Genomic DNA, 19,296 nt, shown 5'->3' with positions numbered 1-19,296 from the left:
GTGTCTTGTCGTTCTTGCTTGTCGTCGGCGGCTGCCGGTGAGTCGCCCTGGCTCAGGGTCGGACGCCTTTCATCTCATGAGGTGCAGCACTGCCTTTCACGGAGTCGTTCCATCCCATGTCGACAAGGCGGGCGTGTTCCGATTCGGGTGCGCTGCCTTCAGGAACGCCCTGCGCGCCATCCGGGTTGTTGTTGGTCGTGTCGTCAGGCATATGAGTCGCCAGGTCGTGCTGTTTGCAGCCGCCTCCGACGCTACCGGCGACCTCTGACACAACTGAGTCGCTGCGCCGAACTGATAGTCGAGCACCCATCGCGGACTCATGACTCAGGAGTCTGACGTGGGAACTACCGCCAACCACGACGGTCGTGTTGGCTCCCTTCGCCCCAGAAGTAGAAGTGCAACCGTTCCAATGTCTCGAACCGACGAATGGCCTTCGGCTGAAGCGAGCATCTTCTTGAAGTCCACATCGATGGTTGCATCGAACTCTGACCCAGGTACACGCACACCCATGCTGATGACCCGATATGAATCTGTGAGCGTCTGGGTCAGCTCATCGACATCCCGGAGGACGTTCCCAGATTCCTCCGCAGAGATCGACACTCGCCGCGTAATTCCACGCAGGTCTGCCTCGTCAACAGCCAGCGCTCTGGCCGACAATGAGATGTCCTCCCAGATTGCCGGGACACTGTCATCGTGACCTTTTAGCTTCCGCTTATCGACGCCCGCAAAAATTAGAAGCCACGGGCCAACTTCAGCAGTTAGCAAACCTGAACGCAATCGCCACGTCGTCTCGCTCGCATCCCCGGCCGCAGCATCACTGTTGGCGACCAAGGTGGCTCGGACGGCAGTCCATCCGTCAAGTGCACTCGAGGTCAGGAGAGGCGAGAGCACGATGTCCGCGTCTTCTAGTTCTCGGACATCCTCAAGGTCAGACAGATCAACAAGCCGAGAAACTCGATCCCATAGCTCGCTGTCATCCCGAATATCGTGCCGGGCCAGCAAGTACGGCAAGAGGATGCGAACGTCCGATTCGCTCAATCTGCCGCCCTCGACATCTGCGGGTAGCGCCTGCCCAGTCGTGACCGCCTGGATAATCTGCGCAGCTCTGCTCAGCTGGTAGGCCCCGGTATCGTTGTACACCGAGTACGCATAGCGCTCCAGGTCGGCCATTCCCTGCGACGCAGTCTGGGCCTCGGTCGACGTAACGCGTTCGGCGGCATCGGCCAGTCCTGATGCGAGGTCGCCGTCGAGCAAACCTTCACCCAATCGGAGAATGCTGGACTGAACCACCCGAAGCACCGGTGACTGCGGCGCATTGGAACTGGTGGTCTCAGCTCGCAGGGTCGCTACCGAATCAACGTCGGAGACGAGTACCTGTCTTGTGAGGTTGACGCTCTCTCTAACTGGCGCCACATCCTGCGGTTCCGCACTGGTCAAGCCGAGAACGATGGGCTCCGACCCTTCAAGTTCTCGCACCTCGTAGTTAGTCACACCCTCACTGAAAGTGTTTCTAAGGTAGACGGGCCTCGGTGCAGACTTGTTCCCGCTACCCGGCCAGGAGAGAAACATGTCTGGCAGGTATGTGTGATTGAAGTTGCTCGTAAGAGTGATCTCCACGGACGAGTCGAGACCATTTATCTCGCTGGCCACAATGCCCTTGACCCCACTGACAACAGCGTCTTGGCTCGGTTCATCCATCGCTCGTCGGATAGCCTCGCGGACGTCATCGATCCGAGTCATGATCGACCCTTCCTGTTCAGGATTCCCTCGATACTGCTCAGCTCAGCCGGCGTGAGGGTGAGTTCGGTCTGACGATGTGACACCGTTACGAGCCAGACCCTCTCGGCGACCTTGCGCGCAATCTCATCGTCCACCTGCCGCGGAACCATGGCTCCTGTGCTGTCTGGCACCTCCCCCAGCAGTCCGGAGTACTCCGCGATTGCAGCACGAACCGCCGACATCGAAGTGAGATCACTCCATCCCGTGACACCGAACGGGTGGGTGGTGAACCACATGAACTCCACGCCCGGATCCCTCTTGCGCTCCTCGATTTGGTACGCGGTGTGGCTGTAGGCGTGGGCCAGGAACTCCTTGTACTCAGTGGCCTGGTTTCCTGCAGTCGTGTAGTTCTTACACTCGACGTACAGCTGCGTCATTGGGTCTCGCAGAATGTGTCCCGCTGCGTCGAATACCTTCTCTGAACCGTCAAGCATGTCAAGCGCACATGCATTTTCATTGTGTGAAGCAACCATCGGAAGCTCAATCCACGTTGTGCTCTCCAATATCTTCTGCGCCAGGTGGACACCTTCGAGTCCAAGCTGGTGCATTCGCTCACGCCCAGGCATGTACGGAAGGTAGCACGCGCGAATTTGGATTCAACGGACCCAAACGCCCAGGTAAAACTAGCTCTTCATCAAGAAGATGGCAGATACGCCCAAGTCTCCAGCAATCCGCTCCACCGACCGCAACGTCAAGTGTGCGCTGAGCGAGCCATTCGGCTCGCTCAGCGCCTATGCCAAGGCATTTGGGGCCGACGAGGACGCCTCAGACGGGGGTCGGACCAACAAACGCCCCCGCACAATGGCGAGGGTTTGAAGGAACCAGGTTTGGTGCCCCCGGCAGGAATCGAACCTGCGGCCTTCTGCTCCGGAGGCAGACGCTCTATCCCCTGAGCTACGGGGGCTCGGGACGCTCGACAGCCTATCCCACCGCCGGGCGGTGCTCCAACGGGGTTAGAGCGCGACGGTGCGGGCGGTCGCGACCTCGCGATAGCGCTCCGGCGCACAGGTCAACACGATGACCTGGGCGTGCTCTCCGGCCCGCGTGAGCACCTGCGCCATCTGCGCGACGCGCTCGGAATCGGAGTGCCCCAGCGCGTCGTCGATGATGACCGGAACGCCATCGGCCTCGTCGACGAGCATGGCGCAGGCGAGCCGCGCGATGATCCCGATCTGTTCGCGCGCGCCGACCGAGAGTTCGTCGAAGGACACCGTCGCATCGTCGAGCGTGCGGGCGGTGATGCCGAGCTGATCGTCGACGTCGAAGCGGACGTCGTCGCCGAAGAGCGGCCGCGCCAGGTCCTCCAGGTGACGGCGGAACGGTTCGCTGAACCGGGCGTGGGCCGCGCTGCGGTGGTCGTTCAGGACGGCGCGCAGCGTCTGCGCCGCGCGGGCGCGCGCGGTGACCCGGTCCAGCTCGGCCCGGGCGGCGGCATGCGCGGCGGCGGCTTCCTCGCGACGGTCGGTGCGCGCGTCCTCGCGGCAGAGGTCGATGCGGGCGCGGGCCTGCGCCAGTCGCTGGCCGATCTCGGTGTGCTCGGCCGCGAGAGCGGCAATCCGGCTGTCGAGCACCTCGACGCGGTTCTCCACCTCGGCCAGGTCTGCGGCCGCCAACTCGGCGCGCAGCTGGCGCGCCGCGGCCGCCGTCGACTCGGCCCGTTCGGCGCCGGCCGCGACGTCGGCATCCAGGGCGGCGTCGGAGAGCACCGCACGGAAGGCCGTCTGCGCGGCCACCAGCTCGTCGAGTTCCCGCTCGTGGCGGTCCACCGCTGCGGCCGCGTGCTCGGCGGCGGCGGTGAGGCGGGCACGACGACCCTCGTGCGCGGCAACAGCGCGCTCAGCGGCCAGGTGCGCGGCGGCGCTCTCGCGCTCGGCGGCCCGTAGCGCGGCGAGATCCGGTGGGTCTTCGACCGGTTGTGCGTCGCCGACCTGTTCCCGCAGGTCCGCGACGGTCGCGCGCAGGTCGTCGAGGGTGGCTCCCCCGAGGATGCGGTCGAGGTCGGCTCGCGCCGCGGCGACGCGCGGTTCCAGCGCGAGCCGCGCCTCACCGAGACCGATCAGCGCATCGCCGTCGTCGGCCCCGTGCGCGACGCACAGCCCGTCGAGCTGCGCAGCGCGGTCATCGCGCCGGGCGTCGAGGTCGACCGCGGCGCTGGGCGCCCGCAGTTCGATGCGGGCGACGCCGGGCACCTCGACGACGGTCTCCCCCACCACCGGGATCGACGCTTCGGGCGCGTCCGCGCCGTCGACCAGCACCGGCTGCCCGCCGAGGCGGACCACGCGCAGCGTCGTGGCCGCGGCGTCGACCTGCGCCGTGAGGGACACCAGTTCGTCGCGCAGTGCGCGGGCCCGTGCCAGCACAGCGGCGTCGACGGTGTTGTCAGTGAGTGCCCGCTCCGCGTCCGCCAGCGCGCGATGCGCCGCCTCGGCACGGCTCACCCGGTCGGTCGCGGCGGCAAGCTTGCGCGCCACCGCGGCCCGCTGCTCCTGGGCCTCGGCCGTCGCGACGGCCTCGCGCGCATCCGCCAGCGCAGCTTCGGCCGCCACCCGGGCGGCTTCCAGCTCCTCGCCGCCCGCGTCGGCGTGGGCGGCCGCGGCGTCGGCCGCGGTGCGCTCGGCCATCGCGGCCGCCTTGGCCGCCGCGATCTCCTCGATCTTCGCCGAGGCGCGTCGTCGGGTCTGCTGCTCGCCGAGGAGCTTCTCGTGGCGCAGGCGGGCCGCCTCGGCCGCCGACTCCGCCTTCTCGGTTCGGTCCCGCACGCCGTAGGCGGCACGGCGGGCGTCCTCGGCCGCCTCCAGGTCGGCGCCCAGCTGTTCCTGCGCCGACTCGACGCGCTTGCGCTCCCCGGACAGGCGCTCGAGCGCCTCGACATCCTCGTCGACAGATGCCAGTGCCGCGTCGAGCTCGGCCAGCAGGGTGCGCGCGGCCTTCTCCCGCCGCTGCGCCTCGAGCAGTTCCCCGGTCGGCTGTGCGCGCCCGGCGGTGTAGTACTTCGCGAACTCGGCCTCGACCGCGGCGAGCAGGGCGCCGTCCTCACCGTCGGCCGGGTCGTCCCCCTGGTCGGCGACGGCACGGTCCAGGGCGCGCGTCACCGAGGCGCTGTCGGACATCGCCACCGCCGCTCCGTCGCCGTCCTGCACGACGCGGGAGGCGTGCAGGAGCGCGAGGTCCACGGACTCGCCCAAGATCTCGGTCGCCCGGTCGTGCGCGGCCTTGCCGGTGTGCTGTTCCGGGTGGGGCTCGTGGACGATCAGCGACGTCGACTGCCCCTTGTTGAAGGTCTTCGCGTAGGTGAACCGCCACGGGCCGCAGCTGATCTCCGCCTCCACCTCGGTGCCGACGTCCCGGCCCGCCGGCTGAACGGCCTGGGCGCGTCGGCTCTTCGACGACGACGGCACGTCGAGCAGCAGGTCGAGGGCCTCGACCATCGACGACTTGCCGGCCTCGTTGCGGCCGGACACGACGGTGACGCCGCGGTCGGCAAACAGACACTCGCGGTCCTGGACGCCGCGGAAGTTCCGCAGCCGCAGTCGGTGCAGCTTCATCGCTTGTCACCGCCCACCAGGCGGCCCAGCAGTCCGAGCGCGTCCCGCGCGGTCCGCGCCGCGTCCTCGTCGGCGCCGTTGGCCTGGTCGACGAGCTGCGCCGCGGCGTCGGCGGCATAGCCGCGCAGACCCAGGCCGTCGACGTCGGCCGGATCGGCCACCACGTGCAAGTCGTCGCGCGATTCCCACCGCACCAGTCCGGCGAACCGGTCGGCCGACGCTTCCAGGAGTTCTTCGAGCGCCGCGTGGTCGGCGACCGACAGCGTGCCGACCAGGCCCAGGCGCACGACGGTGGTCGCCTTGTCCGGCAGGTCGTCGAGCCGGGCGGCCAGCGCGTCGATGTCGTCGGCGCCGCCGACGTCGGCGGTGAGCGACCGGAAACGCCACGTGCCGACCGGGTGCGGCGTGACCGTCACAGACCGGGTGGCCCCGCGCGTCAGGCCGACGACGAGGACTTCGCCCGACCGGGTCTCGACGTTGTCGAAGTCGGTGACCTCCGGGGCGCCGGAGTACCAGATCCGCCCGGTGTCACCGAGGTCGGTGACCGAGTGCCGGTCGCCGAGGGCGACGAAATCGACGGCCTCGTCGGCGATCGCGCGCTCCAGCGGCGACACGGCGACGATCGCCGGGTCGGAGCCGGGCGAGAGCTCGTCGGTGCCGCCGTGCCCGACGACGATGCGGATGCGGTCGGCGGCGGACAGGCGCGCGACCTGTTCCCCCACGAGATCGCTGGTCGGCGCCTTGTTCGACCACGGCGCGACCACGAGGTCGACGCCGTCGGCCACCTCGTGGGCACCCGGCCGGTCGAGTACGACGACGTTGTCGGGGCGGCGCGAGACGAACACCGTCGAGCGGTAGATGCTCCCGGCGTTGAACGGATCATGGTTGCCCGGCAGCAGGTAGACGGGCATGCCGAAGGCGGCCAGCTTGTCGAGCGCCTGGGTGACGATCCGCGCCGAGGCGCGGGGGTCGTCGAAGACGTCGCCGCAGACGACGGCGAACTGTGCTCCCGCCTCGCGCGCGATCGCGGCCATCCGGTCGATCGCCGCCAGCCGGTCGGCGGTGAACTGCGCCTGGGCGTCGGGCGGGAGGAAGTGGCGCGTCATGCCGAGCTGCCAGTCCGCCGTGTGCAGGAAGGTGACGGCGCGCTCGGTGCCGCGCGCCGCGGCGTTGCCGAGGCGCGCGTCGTCGTCGAACAGCGAAGCGGTCACGCCCCCGATCGTAGGAGCGCGCACCGACAAAACCCGGGAGGCGCCGCCGCGAGGGACGACACCCGCTCCACCGAATGTCAGACGCTCCGGGATTTCCCGGAGCGTCTGACAATTCGCGTCGCGTCTACTCCGCGGCGGCGGTCGCCGGGGTGACCGGCTTCATCGGCACCAGGAGCAGCAGCACGGCGGCGGCCACGAGTGCCACCGCGGCCGCGAGGAAGATCGAGTGGGCCATGGCCACCGAGAAACCCTCCTTCATCGGCTGGGGCAGGTGGGCCTGACCGGCGGGACCGGCGGCGTGCTGCGCCTTCTGCATGTCGAAGCCCGGGAACTGGTGGCGCAGCAGCATCTGCATGAGCGCGCCGATGCCCGCGCTGCCCAGCACCGATCCGACGGTGCGGGTGGTGTTGTACACACCGGCGCCCGCGCCGGCCTGGTGCCACGGCAGGTTGCGGGTGGCGGTCGCGCCGAGCGGCGCCCAAATGCCCGCACCGGCGATGCCCATCAGGATCGTCGGCAGCAGCAGCTGCCACACCGGGGTCTCGGGCTTGTTGATCAGCGCCATCCAGCACAGCGCCACCGCGTTGAAGAACATGGCGGTCGCGATGATGTTGCGCGGCTGGATGCGGTCGGCCATGCGCCCGACGATCGGGGCCAGGATCCCGCTGACCAATGCCATCGGCACCATCATCAGCGCCGACCGGATCGGCGACATGCCGCCGACCAGCTGGAGGAAGAACATGACCGGGATCATGATTCCGGTGATCGCGAAGCCCTGCGCGAAGATGCCGACGTTGGACACCCAGTAATTGCGGTCCTTGAACAGCGACAGCGGCACCAGCGGCTCGCGGCGCAGCTGCGCCTCCCACAGCACGAACAGCACCAGGTAGAGCACGCCGACGGCGATCATGCCCCAGATCCAGCCGGTCCAGTCGTTCTTCTCGCCGTCCTGGATGCCGAAGACGAGGGCGGTCAGGCCGATGCCGGACAGGATCACGCCGATCCAGTCGAACTTGTGGTCGTGGGTCTCCACGCGCGGCACGAAGATCTGCGCCAGGACGAGGCCGATGATGCCGACCGGCAGGTTGATCAGGAAGATCCACTCCCAGCCGAAGCTCTCGGTCAGCACGCCGCCGAGCAGCGGCCCGACCATCGTGGCCACACCGGCGACGATGCCCCACACGCCCATGGCGGCGCCGCGGCGCTCGGGCGGGAAGATGCGCGTGACGATCGCCATCGTCTGCGGGGTGATCAGCGCGGCGCCGATGCCCTGCACGGCGCGGGCGGCGATCAACATGCCGATCGACGACGACATCGCGCACCAGACGCTGGCGGCGGTGAAGACGACGAGGCCGATCTGGAAGATCAGCTTCGGCCCGTACTTGTCGCCGAGGCGCCCGGCGACCAGCAACGGCACCGCGTAGGTCAGCAGGTAGGCGCTGGTGACCCAGACGATCGAGTTGAGGTCGGCGCCCAGCGCCTCCTGGATCTTCGGCTGTGCGACGGCGACGATGGTCATGTCGACCAAGATCATGAAGAAGCCGACACACATGGCCAGCATCGCCAGCCAGGGGTTCTTGTCCTGCCCTTCGACGCCCGGTCCCGGGCCCCGCGAGGCTTGTTCAGCAGTGGTCATAGGTACATCCCGTCCAATCGGTTGGTGTGGTTCTGATCGCGCAGCACGTCGTCGAGCCACGCGATGTCATGGCGGTCCATTCGGTCGAGCAGGTCGTCGAGCCAGGCCAGCTGGGCGGTCAGCGTGGCGACCCGCATCCCCCCGTCGAGGCGGAACACCTCGGGCACGCCCCGCTCGTCGGCCCCCTCGATCAGCGCGGTGACGCGCGCGAGTTGGTCGACCATGGCGGCCCGGCGCCGGCGCAGCAGCGCCGCCGCGTCCGCCAGCGGTAGTTCATGGGCCTGCGCCAGCGCGAGGTACAGCTGCGGGTACTCGGTCGGCACGTCGGCCAACAACGCCTCGAGCGCCGCGCGATGTGCGGCCCGACCGGCGTCGGTGAGCTCGTAGACCGTGCGCTCGGGCCGGTTGCCCTCGCGCTCGACCTCGTGCACCGCGATCAAGCCGCGCTCGCCCAGCCGGGCGACCACGTGGTAGATCGACGTCGTGCGCAGTTTCACCAGGCGGTCGTAGTGACGCTTGGCCGCCAGCTGCACCATCTCGTAGGGGTGCATCGGGCGTTCGAAGAGCATGCTCAGGACCAACAGGTCCAGCGGCTTCTGGCCGCGCGCGCTCGTACTGGGCACCGGTCTCGCTCCGTCGACATGTCCGAATTACTCCGGTCCGAATATTCCGGTTGGAATATATGCCCGGCCGCCGGCGCCGTCAACAGTCGTGCCCGACTAGCCTGAAGTGTGTGCGCCGTCACAGCGGCGGCGGGAATCGTTGGCGCGATCTGAGACGTTGGCATGGTGTTACGCCGAATCGGACAGCGGAAGGAGGCGCGATGGGCACGCAGGGCACCTATGTGGAACCCGGGCGGGAGTTCGTCCGCGACACCCGCTACATCGACACGCGCATAACCGCCGATGGCTCCGACGGCTACCCGGTTGAGGCGGGGCGCTACCGCCTCGTCGCGGCGCGCGCCTGCCCGTGGGCGAACCGCACCCTCATCGTGCGCCGGCTCCTGGGCCTGGAGGACGCGATCTCGCTCGGCCTGTGCGGACCGACCCACGACGCCGACTCCTGGACCTTCGACCTCGACCCCGGCGGCGTCGACCCGGTGCTGCGCATCCCGCGACTCAAGGACGCGTACGAGAAGCGCTTCCCCGGCTACCCGAAGGGCATCACCGTGCCGGCCATCGTCGACGAGCGCGACGGGGCCGTCGTCACCAACGACTACGCGCAGATGACCCTGGACTTCTCGACGCAGTGGACCAACTTCCACCGTGACGGCGCCCCGCAGCTCTACCCCGAGGCGCTGCGCGCCGAGATCGACGAGATCAACGACGTCGTGTTCCGCGATGTCAACAACGGTGTCTACCGCTGCGGGTTCGCCGGCAGCCAGGAGGCCTATGACAAGGCCTTCGCGCGGTTGTTCAGCCGTCTCGACGAGCTCGATGAGCGCCTCGCGACCCAGCGCTACCTCGTCGGCGACACCATCACCGAGGCCGACGTGCGACTGTTCACCACCCTGGTGCGATTCGACGCGGTCTACCACGGCCACTTCAAGACCAACCGAAACCTGCTCGCCCAGATGCCCGCGCTGTGGGCCTACGCGCGCGACCTGTTCCAGACCCCCGGATTCGGCGACACCGTCGACTTCACCCAGATCAAGCAGCACTACTACCTGGTGCACACCGACATCAACCCGACGGGCATCGTGCCCGACGGCCCAGACCTGCGGGGGTGGCGCACCGCCCACCACCGCGAACAACTCGGCGGGCGACCCTTCGGCGACGGCACACCACCGCCGCCGCCGCGACCCGACGAGACCGTCCCGAAAGAGAATGGGGTACCCACCGATGGCTGAGCACAACCCGCCGATCGACGGCACCGTCGAGCACCCGCAGCCGCCCGCGCACGCGGTCGGCGCGGCCGACAAGGTCCTGCGCAAGGCCCAGCGCCTCCAGGCGCCCGCGGTGGCCAAGTACGTCAACAAGATCCGGGCGGCCCACCCCGACGAGTCGCCCGAGCAGATCATCGAGCGGCTGGAGAAGCAGTTCCTGCTCGCCGTGACCGGCTCCGGTGGCGCCGTCGGCGCGACGGCGGCGTTCCCCGGCGTCGGCACCGTGGCGGCCCTCGGCGCCGTCGCGGGTGAGACGCTGTTCTTCCTCGAGGCATCGGCGCTCCTGGCGTTGGCCGTCGCCGAGGTGCACGGGGTTGATCCGGCCGATCAGCAGCGCCGCGAGTCGCTCGTCCTGTCGGTCGCCCTCGGCGAGGAGGGCATCACCGCCCTCGGCCGCCTGGTCGGCGGCGGGCGGGCCACCGCGATCCGCCGCCTCTCGTCGAGCGCCATCCCGATTCCGGGCGCGAACCTCTCCGCGTTCAACCAGAAGATGCTGAACAAGGTCATGCGCCGGTTCACCATCAAGCGCGCCCCGATGATCATGGGCAAACTGCTGCCCGCGGGCATCGGCGCGGGCGTCGGCGCGGTCGGAAACCGGGCGCTGGGCAAGAAGATCATCGAGAACAGCCGCAACGCCTTCGGCCCCGCGCCGCGGCGCTTCCCGGAGTCGCTGATCATCGACGGCGGGCTCGCCGACGAGCCGTCGCTGCCCGCTGCGGCGCCCCGCCTCGACACGCCGCGCTGACCGGCTCGGACACTCGCGGCACACGCGCGCCGCGGCACGCGTAGCATGCCCTTGGAGGGCGTGATCGGCGCACCACAGTGAGCAGTTCGGGCCCCTCGACGAGCATGTGACACGTTCCGGTGCGGCCCCCACCCCTGCGGCCGCTCCCCGAAAGGGAATTGAGGCGATTTACCGCTGTGAGCACCCCGGCATCTGATTACGGGCAGAACACCTGGCTGGTCGAGGAGATGTACCAGCAGTATCTGAAGGACCCGAATTCGGTGGACCCGAGTTGGCGCGAGGTGCTCAAGGACTACCAGCCGTCGCAGAACGGTGCCGCCGCGCCGGCCGGCAAGAAGGCCACCGCGGCGCCCGCCCCGGCTGCGGCCGCCAAGTCCGCCGGCCCCGCCGACGACCTGCAGACCGCGAACGCGGTGACCCTCGACGCCGAGCCGGCCAAGCCCGCGCCGAACCCCGCCCCGGTCGCCGAGGCACCGGCCACGAAGGCCGCCTCGGGCGTGGGCGTGACCAACCGCGACGGATCCGGCGGCACTCCCCCGATCGTCGAGCCGGAGCCCGAGGCCGAGCCGACCGAGACGTCGAAGGTCCTGCGCGGCGCGTCGGCCGCCGTCGCCAAGAACATGTCGGCCTCGCTCACCGTGCCGACCGCGACGAGTGTGCGCGCGGTGCCGGTGAAGGCGATGATCGACAACCGCATCGTCGTGAACAACCACCTGGCCCGCACCCGCGGCGGCAAGGTCTCCTTCACCCACATCCTCGGGTACGCCCTGGTCCAGGCGATCAAGTCGTTCCCGAACATGAACAGCCACTTCGCCGAGGTCGACAAGAAGCCGACCGTCGTCTCCCCCGCGCACACCAACCTCGGCCTGGCGATCGACCTGCCCGGCAAGGACGGGAACCGCGCGCTGGTCGTCGCCGCCATCAAGGAGTGCGAGTCGAAGGACTTCTTCGAGTTCTGGATGGCGTACGAGGACATCATCCGCAAGGCCCGCGAGGGCGGCCTGACCGCCGAGGACTTCTCCGGCGTGACGATCTCGCTGACCAACCCCGGCACGATCGGCACCGTGCACTCGGTGCCGCGCCTGATGCCCGGCCAGGGCGCGATCATCGGCGCCGGCGCGATGGAGTACCCGGCCGAGTTCCAGGGCGCCTCCGAGGAGCAGATCGCCGAGCTCGGCGTCGGCAAGCTGATGACCCTGACGTCGACGTACGACCACCGCATCATCCAGGGCGCCGAGTCCGGCGACTTCCTGCGCAAGGTCCACCAGCTGCTGCTCGACGACGGCTTCTGGGACGAGATCTTCACCGCGCTGCACATCCCGTACGAGCCGATCCGTTGGCGCCAGGACGTGCCCCCGGGGCTCGTCGACAAGTCGACCCGCGTGCTCGAGCTGATCGCCGCGTACCGCAGTCGTGGCCACCTGATGGCCGACATCGACCCGCTGATGATGGACAGCGACGCCCGCATCGCCCACCCCGATCTGCGCATCGAGACCTATGGCCTCACGCTGTGGGACCTGGACCGGACGTTCCGCGTCGGCGGCTTCCACGGTCAGGAGCGGATGAAGCTGCGCGACGTCCTGTCGGTGCTGCGCGACGCCTACTGTCGCCACGTCGGCGTGGAGTACACGCACATCCTCGAACCCGAGCAGCAGCGCTGGCTGCAGGAGCGGGTCGAAATCAAGCACGTCAAGCCGCCGGTGGCCGAGCAGAAGTACATCGTCAGCAAGCTGAACGCCGCCGAGGCCTTCGAGACCTTCCTGGCCACCAAGTACGTCGGCCAGAAGCGCTTCTCCCTCGAGGGCGCCGAGTCGGTGATCCCGATGATGGACGCGGTCATCGACCAGAGCGCCGAGCACGAGCTGCACGAGGTCGTCATCGGCATGCCGCACCGCGGCCGCCTCAACGTGCTCGCCAACATCGTCGGCAAGCCCTACTCGAAGATCTTCACCGAGTTCGAGGGCAACCAGGACCCGTCGCAGTCGCACGGTTCGGGCGACGTGAAGTACCACCTCGGCGCGGAGGGCAAGTACTACCAGATGTTCGGCGACAACGAGATCACCGTCTCGCTGACCGCCAACCCCAGCCACCTCGAAGCCGTCGACCCGGTGCTCGAGGGCCTCGTCCGCGCCAAGCAGGACCTCCTCGGCGACAGCGCCGGCGACTTCCCGGTCCTGCCGCTGATGCTGCACGGCGACGCGGCCTTCGCCGGCCAGGGCGTCGTCGCCGAGACCCTGAACCTGGCGATGCTGCCCGGCTACGCCGTCGGCGGCACGGTGCACATCGTCGTCAACAACCAGGTCGGCTTCACGACCGCGCCGGAGTACTCGCGTTCGACGGAGTACTGCACCGACGTCGCCAAGATGATCGGCGCGCCGATCCTGCACGTCAACGGCGACGACCCGGAGGCCTGTGTGTGGGCCGCCAAGCTCGCCGTCGACTACCGCCAGGCGTTCCAGAAGGACGTCGTCATCGACATGGTCTGCTACCGCCGCCGCGGCCACAACGAGGGCGACGACCCCTCGATGACGCAGCCGGCGATGTACGACGTCATCGACACGATGCGCGGCGTCCGCAAGTCCTACACCGAGGCGCTGATCGGCCGTGGCGACATCTCCACCAAGGAGGCCGAGGACGCCCTGCGCGACTACCAGGGCCAGCTCGAGCGCGTCTTCAACGAGGTCAAGGAACTCGACCGGTACACCCCCGAGCCCAGTCCGTCGGTGGAGGCCGAGCAGACGCTGCCGGCCAAGCTCGTCACCGCCGTCTCCGCGCAGGCGCTCGCGCGGATCGGCGACGCCTTCATGACACTGCCCGACGGCTTCACCCCGCACCCGCGCGTGCTGCCGGTGCTCAAGCGCCGCCAGCAGTCCTCGCGCGAGGGCGGCATCGACTGGGCCTTCGCCGAGCTGCTGGCCTTCGGCTCGCTGGTCCTCGAGGGCCGCACCGTCCGACTGTCCGGCCAGGATTCGCGACGCGGCACCTTCACCCAGCGCCACTCGGTGCTGATCGACCGCAAGAACGGCTCGGAGTACACGCCGCTGAACCACATCCCCGGTGAGGATGCCGAGCACCCGGGTCGGTTCATGGTCTACGACTCGCCGCTGTCGGAGTTCGCCGTCGTCGGCTTCGAGTACGGGTACTCCGTCGGCGACCCCGACGCCCTCGTCCTGTGGGAGGGCCAGTTCGGCGACTTCGTCAACGGCGCCCAGTCCATCGTCGACGAGTTCATCAGCTCCGGCGAGGCCAAGTGGGGCCAGACCTCCGGCGTCGTCATGCTCCTGCCGCACGGCCACGAGGGCCAGGGCCCGGACCACACCTCCGGACGCATCGAGCGCTTTCTGCAGCTGTGCGCCGAGGGGTCGATGACCGTCGCCCTGCCGTCGACGCCGGCCAGCTACTTCCACCTGCTGCGCCGCCACGCCCTCGACGGCATCGAGCGGCCGCTGGTCGTCTTCACCCCGAAGTCCATGCTGCGCAACAAGGCCGCGGTCAGCCCGGTGTCGGACTTCACCGACTCCAAGTTCCTCTCGGTCCTCGACGACCCGGCCTTCGCGGCCGGCGGCGGCGACCGGGCGAAGGTCAAGCGCGTCCTGCTGGTCAGCGGCAAGCTCTACTACGAGCTCGCCGCGCGCCGGGAGAAGGACGGCCGCGACGATGTCGCCATCGTGCGCATCGAGCAGCTGTACCCGGTCCCCTACCGCCGGATGCGGATGACGCTGGAGCAGTACCCGAACGCCGAGGACTTCGTGTGGGTCCAGGAGGAGCCGGCCAACCAGGGCCCGTGGCCGTTCCTGGGACTGTGGCTCCCGGAGATGCTGCCGGACATCCTCACCGGCATGCGCCGCATCTCGCGCCGCGCCATGTCGGCCCCGTCGTCGGGGTCGAGCAAGGTGCACGCCGTCGAGCAGCAGGAGATCATCGACACCGCCTTCGGGCCGAAGGTCGACGCCCCGGCGACGTCCTAGCGCCTCTCGGCCGAATACGGGGTCGGCGGTACAGTGTCGCTATGAAGGATTTCCGCAACAAAGTAGTCGTCGTCACCGGGGCCGCCTCCGGCATGGGCCGCGAGCTGGCAGTCAAGCTCGGGCAACGCGGCGCGAAGGTCGCCATCAGTGATGTCGACCCCGACGGCCTGGCCGAGACCGAGCGCCTGGTCAAGGCCACCGGCGCCGACGTGCACTCCCAGCTCCTCAACGTCGCCGAGCGCGAAGCAGTACTCGAGTACGCGGAGACCGTCGCCAAGCACTTCGGCGGCGTCAACGCCATCTTCAACAACGCGGGCATCGCCCACCACGGCGACGTCGAGACGATGGAGTTCAAGGACATCGACCGGGTCATGGACGTCGACTTCTGGGGCGTCGTCAACGGCACCAAGGCCTTCCTGCCCCACATCATCGCCTCGGGCGACGGCCACATCGTCAACACCTCGTCGCTGTTCGGCCTGCTCTCCGAGCCCGGACAATCGGCCTACAACTCGGCCAAGTTCGCCGTGCGCGGCTTCACCGAGGCGCTCAACCAGGAAATGATCGTCAACAAGCACCCGGTCAAGGTCACCTGCGTGCACCCGGGCGGCGTCAAGACCGCGATCGCACAGAACGCCACCATGTCGGGTGATACCGAGGACCGCGGCCTGATCGAGGCCTTCGACAAGTACCTGCTGCGGATGAGCCCGGACAGGGCCGCCGACATCATCCTGCGCGGTGTGGAGAAGAATCGGGCGCGCGTGCTGGTCGGCAACGACGCCAAGGCCCTGGACCTGTGGGTCCGCCTAGTCGCCTCCGGCTACCAGGGCATCGCCGCCAAGGTCACCGGCAGCATGATGAAGCGGTTCTCGAGCAACTAGCCGCGAGACCCGAGCCTTACGCCAAGCCGTGCTGGGTGAGCCAATCGCTCACCAGCGCGGCTTGGTCTTTCCCGGCCTGCCATTGCCGCATCAGGTCGGCCAGATCCGGCATCGTCAACTCGCCGACGACCTTGTTCATCGCCTTGAGGTCTTGCCGGTCCCACCGTGCACTGCGGTACACCGGCACCAGCTGTTCCCCCGACATCGGATCTCCGACCGCGACACCGGCCGGCAGCGACCGGCTCAGGAGCGTGTAGTCGGCGTCGCCGAACTCGGTGGCCGCCGGCTTCGGCAGCGCCGCGGTCCCGCCCGCGGGCACGACGAGGCGCAGCAGGAGCGGCACCGTCGACGGGAACAGATCCAGGTCGTCGGCGCTCATCGCGTCGAGTTGGGCCTGCTCGCCGGCGATCCGCACCGGTTCCTCGACGGCGATTCCCTGGGCGCGCAGCGCGCCCCGGTACAGCACCGCGGCCATCTGCATCTGGGGATCCGGCGAGGCGCCGATGCGCACCGGATCCGGCCCGTCCGCGCATCCGGTCAACGCGCCGCACAGCACGGCGATCAGCACTACCCATCTGGCCATGCCCTCACCGTAGCAATGACCTAGGATCTGCAGACGTGCCTGCTGACCCGGTCGTCGACTGCGCCGTCTATGTGGACGGGGTCCGCGATCCCCATCCGTACACCTACGCCGAGGCGTTGGCCCATGTCCGCAAGACCGGCAAGGGCTGGGTCTGGCTGGGCCTGCATGCCCCCGACGACGCCCAGATGACCGACGTCGCGAAGGTGTTCGGACTTCACCCGTTGGCCGTCGAGGACGTCGTGCACGCCCATCAGCGGCCCAAACTCGAGTTCTACGACCACACCATGTTCATGGTGATGCGCACCGTCGCGTACGTCGACCACGATTCGATCGCCGAGACCGCCGAGGTCGTGACGACCGGCGAGATCATGATGTTCGGCGAACCGGACTACGTGGTCACCGTCCGGCACGGCGACCACACCGAGCTGCACTCGATCCGGGAAGCGCTCGAGCAGCAGCCGAAGATCCTCGCACTGGGACCGGCGGTCGTGCTGCACGCCGTCGCCGACCACGTCGTCGACAGCTACGTGGACGTGGCCGACGAGCTCGACACCGACATCGCCGAGCTCGAGGCCGACGTGTTCAGCGGCTCAGACGTCCACATCGACCCGGTGTACCTGCTCAAGCGCGAAGTCATCGAGTTCCGCCGGGCCGCCACCCCGCTCGTCGGGCCGCTCAAGCGCCTGGTCGAGCCAAACCCCTGGCTCCCGGCGGAGGTGCGCAACTACCTGCGCGACGTCTCCGACCACCTCACAACCGTCACCGAGCGCATCAACGACTACGACATGCTGCTGTCGTCGATGCTGGACGCCGCCGCGGCGAAGATCGGCATCCAGCAGAACACCGACATGCGCAAGATCACCGCGTGGGCCGCGCTCATCGCCGCACCCACGATGATCGCCGGCATCTACGGGATGAACTTCGACAACATGCCCGAGCTGCATTGGCGGTACGGCTACTTCATCATCCTCGGCCTGATGGTGACGGTCTGCTTCCTGCTGTGGCGCAACTTCCGCAAGCACGGCTGGTTGTAGCCGTGCATAAGCTGTTCTCCTACGGCACCCTGCAGCTGCCGCAGGTGCAGGAGGCGACCTTCGGGCGGCTCCTGCCCGGCGAGGCCGACGCGATCGTCGGGTTCCGCAGCGAGATGCTGACCATCACCGACCCGATGGTGATCGAGCGCAGCGGCAGCGACCGCCATCCGGTCCTCGTGCCCGGATCGCCCGACGACGCCGTCGAGGGCACGACCTTCCTGGTCACCGACGCCGAGTTGGCCGCCGCCGACGAGTACGAGGTCGACGACTACGCCCGCACGCAGGTCCCGCTGCGCTCGGGCGGGCTCGGCTGGGTCTACGTCCTCGCGACGACCGCACCCTCCTAGCCCAGGGTCGCGGCGACCCGTTCCGGGTCGAGTGGATCGATACCGGCCTCCACCCAGGCCTCGCGCAGCGCCGGGGCGCCCTTGAGGCGCACCCAGGCCGCTTCGTTCGCCGTGACCGGGACCGCGCGCAGGAAGCGCACCGCCTCGGCCGGCTCCGGCAGCACCAGTGGCTCCAGGTCGTCGTCCGCCAGCAGCACCGCGGTGAACGGCGAGCCGTCCCACAGCGGCGCACCGAGGTCGACGAGGGCGTCGTCGACGAGGATCAGTCCCTCGACCATCGGCGTGGCGGCGAGCATCGCCAGCGCGCGGTGGAGGTTGCGCAACTGGACCTCGCCGCGCGGCGCGAGGCGCAGCACCAGTTCGGCGCGCGGACCGCGCACCGGGTCGGGGTTGAGATCGCCGGGGTCGGCCATCGGCCGTCGGGAGGCGCCGGCCGTCACGTAGACGAGCTGGCGGGCCACCGGGTCGGCGAAGCGCAGCACGTCGATCGGCTCGGCGCCGAGGAAGGTGACCGAGGCGCGCTGCGGGGTCAGGCCCAGCGCAGCGCCGACATGGTCGGCCACCGCATCCGACGACCAGTCGCTCATCGGGAGAGGTTGACGCCGCTCTTGGCGTCGAACACGAGCACGTCGGCGGCGTCGAAACCGAGTACCGCGCGGGTACCGCGGGCGATTCGCGACTCCGGTGAGAGCCGGGCGATCAATTCGCCGCCGGGCACCGTCAGATGGGCGAAGTTGTCCGAGCCGAGCGACTCGAGGACGTCGACGTCGGCGACGATCTCCTGCTGCACCGGTCCCGCCGCCGGGTCGCGCAGGTGCTCGGGGCGCAGGCCCACGACCACCGATCCATCGCTGTGCGCGCGCACCGCCTCGGTCTCGACGTGGCGCGCGTTCTCGATCTGCACGGTGCCCAGCGCGGTCTCCACGCCGTCGGCGGTCAGTCGGCCGGGCACGAGGTTCATCGCCGGGGAGCCGATGAACCCGGCGACGAAGAGGTTCGCCGGCGACCGGTACAGCTCGGCCGGGGCCCCGACCTGCTGGACGAACCCGTCGCGCATCACGACGACCCGGTCGCCGAGGGTCATCGCCTCGGTCTGGTCGTGCGTCACGTACACGGTGGTGGTGCCCAACCGGGCCTGCAGCCGGGCGATTTCGATCCGCATGGCGCCGCGCAGCTTCGCGTCGAGGTTCGACAGCGGCTCGTCCATCAGGAACGCCTTCGGCGAGCGGACGATCGCCCGCCCCATCGCGACGCGCTGGCGCTGACCGCCGGAGAGTTGGGCGGGCTTGCGGTCCAGGTAGTCGTCGAGGCCGAGGATCGCCGACACCTCGGCCACCTTGGCGTCGAGCTGGGCACGGCTCGGCTTCGGCTTGGCCAGCGTGAGCGGGAACTCGATGTTCTGGCGCACGGTCATGTGCGGGTACAGCGCGTAGTTCTGGAACACCATGGCGATGTCGCGTTCGCGCGGCTGCATCTCGTTGACCCGTCGTCCGTCGATGCGCAGCTCACCGGAGGTGATGTCCTCCAGTCCGGCGATCATGTTCAGCGTCGTCGACTTCCCGCAGCCCGACGGCCCGACGAGGATGAGGAACTCGCCGTCGGCGATGGTCAGGTTCAGCTCCTGGACGGCCACCGAGCCGTCCGGATAGCTCTTGGTGATGCCGTCGGCAACGATCTCGGCCATG

15 protein-coding genes and 1 tRNA gene are annotated in these 19,296 nt (G+C 68.9%); 6 read left to right on the top strand and 10 right to left on the bottom strand.

What is annotated here, in order from left to right:
* Nucleotides 1–324: 324 nt before the first annotated feature.
* The 7 genes from QM728_RS05090 to QM728_RS05060 all read right to left on the bottom strand — a co-directional run bounded on the left by QM728_RS05090 (nucleotide 325) and on the right by QM728_RS05060 (nucleotide 8,794).
* Nucleotides 325–1,740, bottom strand: coding sequence for a hypothetical protein (locus tag QM728_RS05090; RefSeq protein WP_415030961.1), 1,416 nt, complete (start codon nucleotides 1,738–1,740; stop codon nucleotides 325–327).
* Entirely contained in the window at nucleotides 1,737–2,345 is a 609-nt protein-coding gene (locus tag QM728_RS05085) for a hypothetical protein (RefSeq protein ID WP_415030960.1), read from the bottom strand. The genes QM728_RS05090 and QM728_RS05085 overlap by 4 nt, the downstream gene beginning before the upstream one ends.
* 262 nt (nucleotides 2,346–2,607) lie before the next feature.
* Nucleotides 2,608–2,683 (bottom strand) — tRNA-Arg (locus QM728_RS05080).
* Nucleotides 2,684–2,732: 49 nt separating this feature from the next.
* Entirely contained in the window at nucleotides 2,733–5,324 is a 2,592-nt protein-coding gene (locus QM728_RS05075; protein WP_415030959.1) for an AAA family ATPase, read from the bottom strand.
* Nucleotides 5,321–6,535 (bottom strand): metallophosphoesterase family protein, encoded by a 1,215-nt coding sequence (locus QM728_RS05070; protein ID WP_415030958.1) that lies wholly within the window; start codon nucleotides 6,533–6,535, stop codon nucleotides 5,321–5,323. Before QM728_RS05070 ends, QM728_RS05075 begins: the two co-directional genes overlap by 4 nt.
* Nucleotides 6,536–6,659: 124 nt before the next feature.
* Nucleotides 6,660–8,096, bottom strand: a complete 1,437-nt coding sequence (locus tag QM728_RS05065; protein ID WP_415032836.1) for an MFS transporter — start codon at nucleotides 8,094–8,096, stop codon at nucleotides 6,660–6,662.
* Nucleotides 8,097–8,167: 71 nt separating this feature from the next.
* Nucleotides 8,168–8,794: a PadR family transcriptional regulator gene (locus tag QM728_RS05060; RefSeq protein WP_415030957.1), complete on the bottom strand. Its 627-nt coding sequence runs from the start codon at nucleotides 8,792–8,794 to the stop codon at nucleotides 8,168–8,170.
* A 200-nt stretch (nucleotides 8,795–8,994) separates the two neighbouring features.
* Here QM728_RS05060 and QM728_RS05055 point away from each other — a divergent pair, with 200 nt between their 5' ends.
* From QM728_RS05055 to QM728_RS05040, 4 genes are all read left to right on the top strand, one after another.
* A complete protein-coding gene (locus QM728_RS05055; protein WP_415030956.1) occupies nucleotides 8,995–10,020 on the top strand; it encodes a glutathione S-transferase family protein in 1,026 nt (341 codons plus the stop codon).
* Nucleotides 10,013–10,801: a hypothetical protein gene (locus tag QM728_RS05050; RefSeq protein ID WP_415030955.1), complete on the top strand. Its 789-nt coding sequence runs from the start codon at nucleotides 10,013–10,015 to the stop codon at nucleotides 10,799–10,801. Before QM728_RS05055 ends, QM728_RS05050 begins: the two co-directional genes overlap by 8 nt.
* Nucleotides 10,802–10,977: 176 nt before the next feature.
* Complete coding sequence (locus QM728_RS05045) at nucleotides 10,978–14,769, top strand: multifunctional oxoglutarate decarboxylase/oxoglutarate dehydrogenase thiamine pyrophosphate-binding subunit/dihydrolipoyllysine-residue succinyltransferase subunit (protein WP_415030954.1); 3,792 nt, start codon at nucleotides 10,978–10,980, stop codon at nucleotides 14,767–14,769.
* Between the two features lie 41 nt (nucleotides 14,770–14,810).
* Nucleotides 14,811–15,647 carry an SDR family NAD(P)-dependent oxidoreductase gene (locus QM728_RS05040; protein ID WP_415030953.1) on the top strand — a complete coding sequence of 279 codons (837 nt, stop codon included), beginning with the start codon at nucleotides 14,811–14,813 and terminating at the stop codon, nucleotides 15,645–15,647.
* 16 nt (nucleotides 15,648–15,663) lie between these two features.
* Here the strand turns inward: QM728_RS05040 and QM728_RS05035 are convergent, their stop codons facing one another.
* Nucleotides 15,664–16,230, bottom strand: a complete 567-nt coding sequence (locus QM728_RS05035; RefSeq protein WP_415032912.1) for a hypothetical protein — start codon at nucleotides 16,228–16,230, stop codon at nucleotides 15,664–15,666.
* Between QM728_RS05035 and QM728_RS05030 the strand changes: the two genes are divergently transcribed.
* Nucleotides 16,221–17,264, top strand: coding sequence for a magnesium and cobalt transport protein CorA (locus QM728_RS05030; RefSeq protein ID WP_415032835.1), 1,044 nt, complete (start codon nucleotides 16,221–16,223; stop codon nucleotides 17,262–17,264). The two genes, QM728_RS05035 and QM728_RS05030, sit on opposite strands and share 10 nt — an antisense overlap.
* 2 nt (nucleotides 17,265–17,266) lie before the next feature.
* Entirely contained in the window at nucleotides 17,267–17,611 is a 345-nt protein-coding gene (locus QM728_RS05025) for a gamma-glutamylcyclotransferase family protein (protein ID WP_415030952.1), read from the top strand.
* Here QM728_RS05025 and QM728_RS05020 read toward each other — a convergent pair.
* On the bottom strand, nucleotides 17,608–18,198 hold the full coding sequence (locus tag QM728_RS05020; protein WP_415030951.1) for a suppressor of fused domain protein: 591 nt from the start codon (nucleotides 18,196–18,198) through the stop codon (nucleotides 17,608–17,610). The genes QM728_RS05025 and QM728_RS05020 overlap by 4 nt on opposite strands.
* A complete protein-coding gene (locus QM728_RS05015) occupies nucleotides 18,195–19,295 on the bottom strand; it encodes an ABC transporter ATP-binding protein (RefSeq protein WP_415030950.1) in 1,101 nt (366 codons plus the stop codon). Before QM728_RS05015 ends, QM728_RS05020 begins: the two co-directional genes overlap by 4 nt.
* Nucleotide 19,296: the final 1 nt, after the last annotated feature.

The organism is Gordonia sp. (in: high G+C Gram-positive bacteria) (genome assembly GCF_047602025.1).
In the GTDB taxonomy this organism is placed as follows: domain Bacteria; phylum Actinomycetota; class Actinomycetes; order Mycobacteriales; family Mycobacteriaceae; genus Gordonia.
Note: the sequence above shows the minus strand (reverse complement) of the source record. Positions and strands in the feature narration are given on the sequence as shown.

Excerpts from the sequence above, each read along its gene's own strand:
- QM728_RS05090 (WP_415030961.1), bottom strand. The coding sequence starts at position 1,740 with ATGACTCGGATCGATGACGTCCGCGAGGCTATCCGACGAGCGATGGAT.
- QM728_RS05085 (WP_415030960.1), bottom strand. The coding sequence starts at position 2,345 with ATGCCTGGGCGTGAGCGAATGCACCAGCTTGGACTCGAAGGTGTCCAC.
- QM728_RS05075 (WP_415030959.1), bottom strand. The coding sequence starts at position 5,324 with ATGAAGCTGCACCGACTGCGGCTGCGGAACTTCCGCGGCGTCCAGGAC.
- QM728_RS05065 (WP_415032836.1), bottom strand. The coding sequence starts at position 8,096 with ATGCTGGCCATGTGTGTCGGCTTCTTCATGATCTTGGTCGACATGACC.
- QM728_RS05055 (WP_415030956.1), top strand. The coding sequence starts at position 8,995 with ATGGGCACGCAGGGCACCTATGTGGAACCCGGGCGGGAGTTCGTCCGC.
- QM728_RS05050 (WP_415030955.1), top strand. The coding sequence starts at position 10,013 with ATGGCTGAGCACAACCCGCCGATCGACGGCACCGTCGAGCACCCGCAG.
- QM728_RS05040 (WP_415030953.1), top strand. The coding sequence starts at position 14,811 with ATGAAGGATTTCCGCAACAAAGTAGTCGTCGTCACCGGGGCCGCCTCC.
- QM728_RS05035 (WP_415032912.1), bottom strand. The coding sequence starts at position 16,230 with ATGGCCAGATGGGTAGTGCTGATCGCCGTGCTGTGCGGCGCGTTGACC.
- QM728_RS05020 (WP_415030951.1), bottom strand. The coding sequence starts at position 18,198 with ATGAGCGACTGGTCGTCGGATGCGGTGGCCGACCATGTCGGCGCTGCG.
- QM728_RS05015 (WP_415030950.1), bottom strand. The coding sequence starts at position 19,295 with ATGGCCGAGATCGTTGCCGACGGCATCACCAAGAGCTATCCGGACGGC.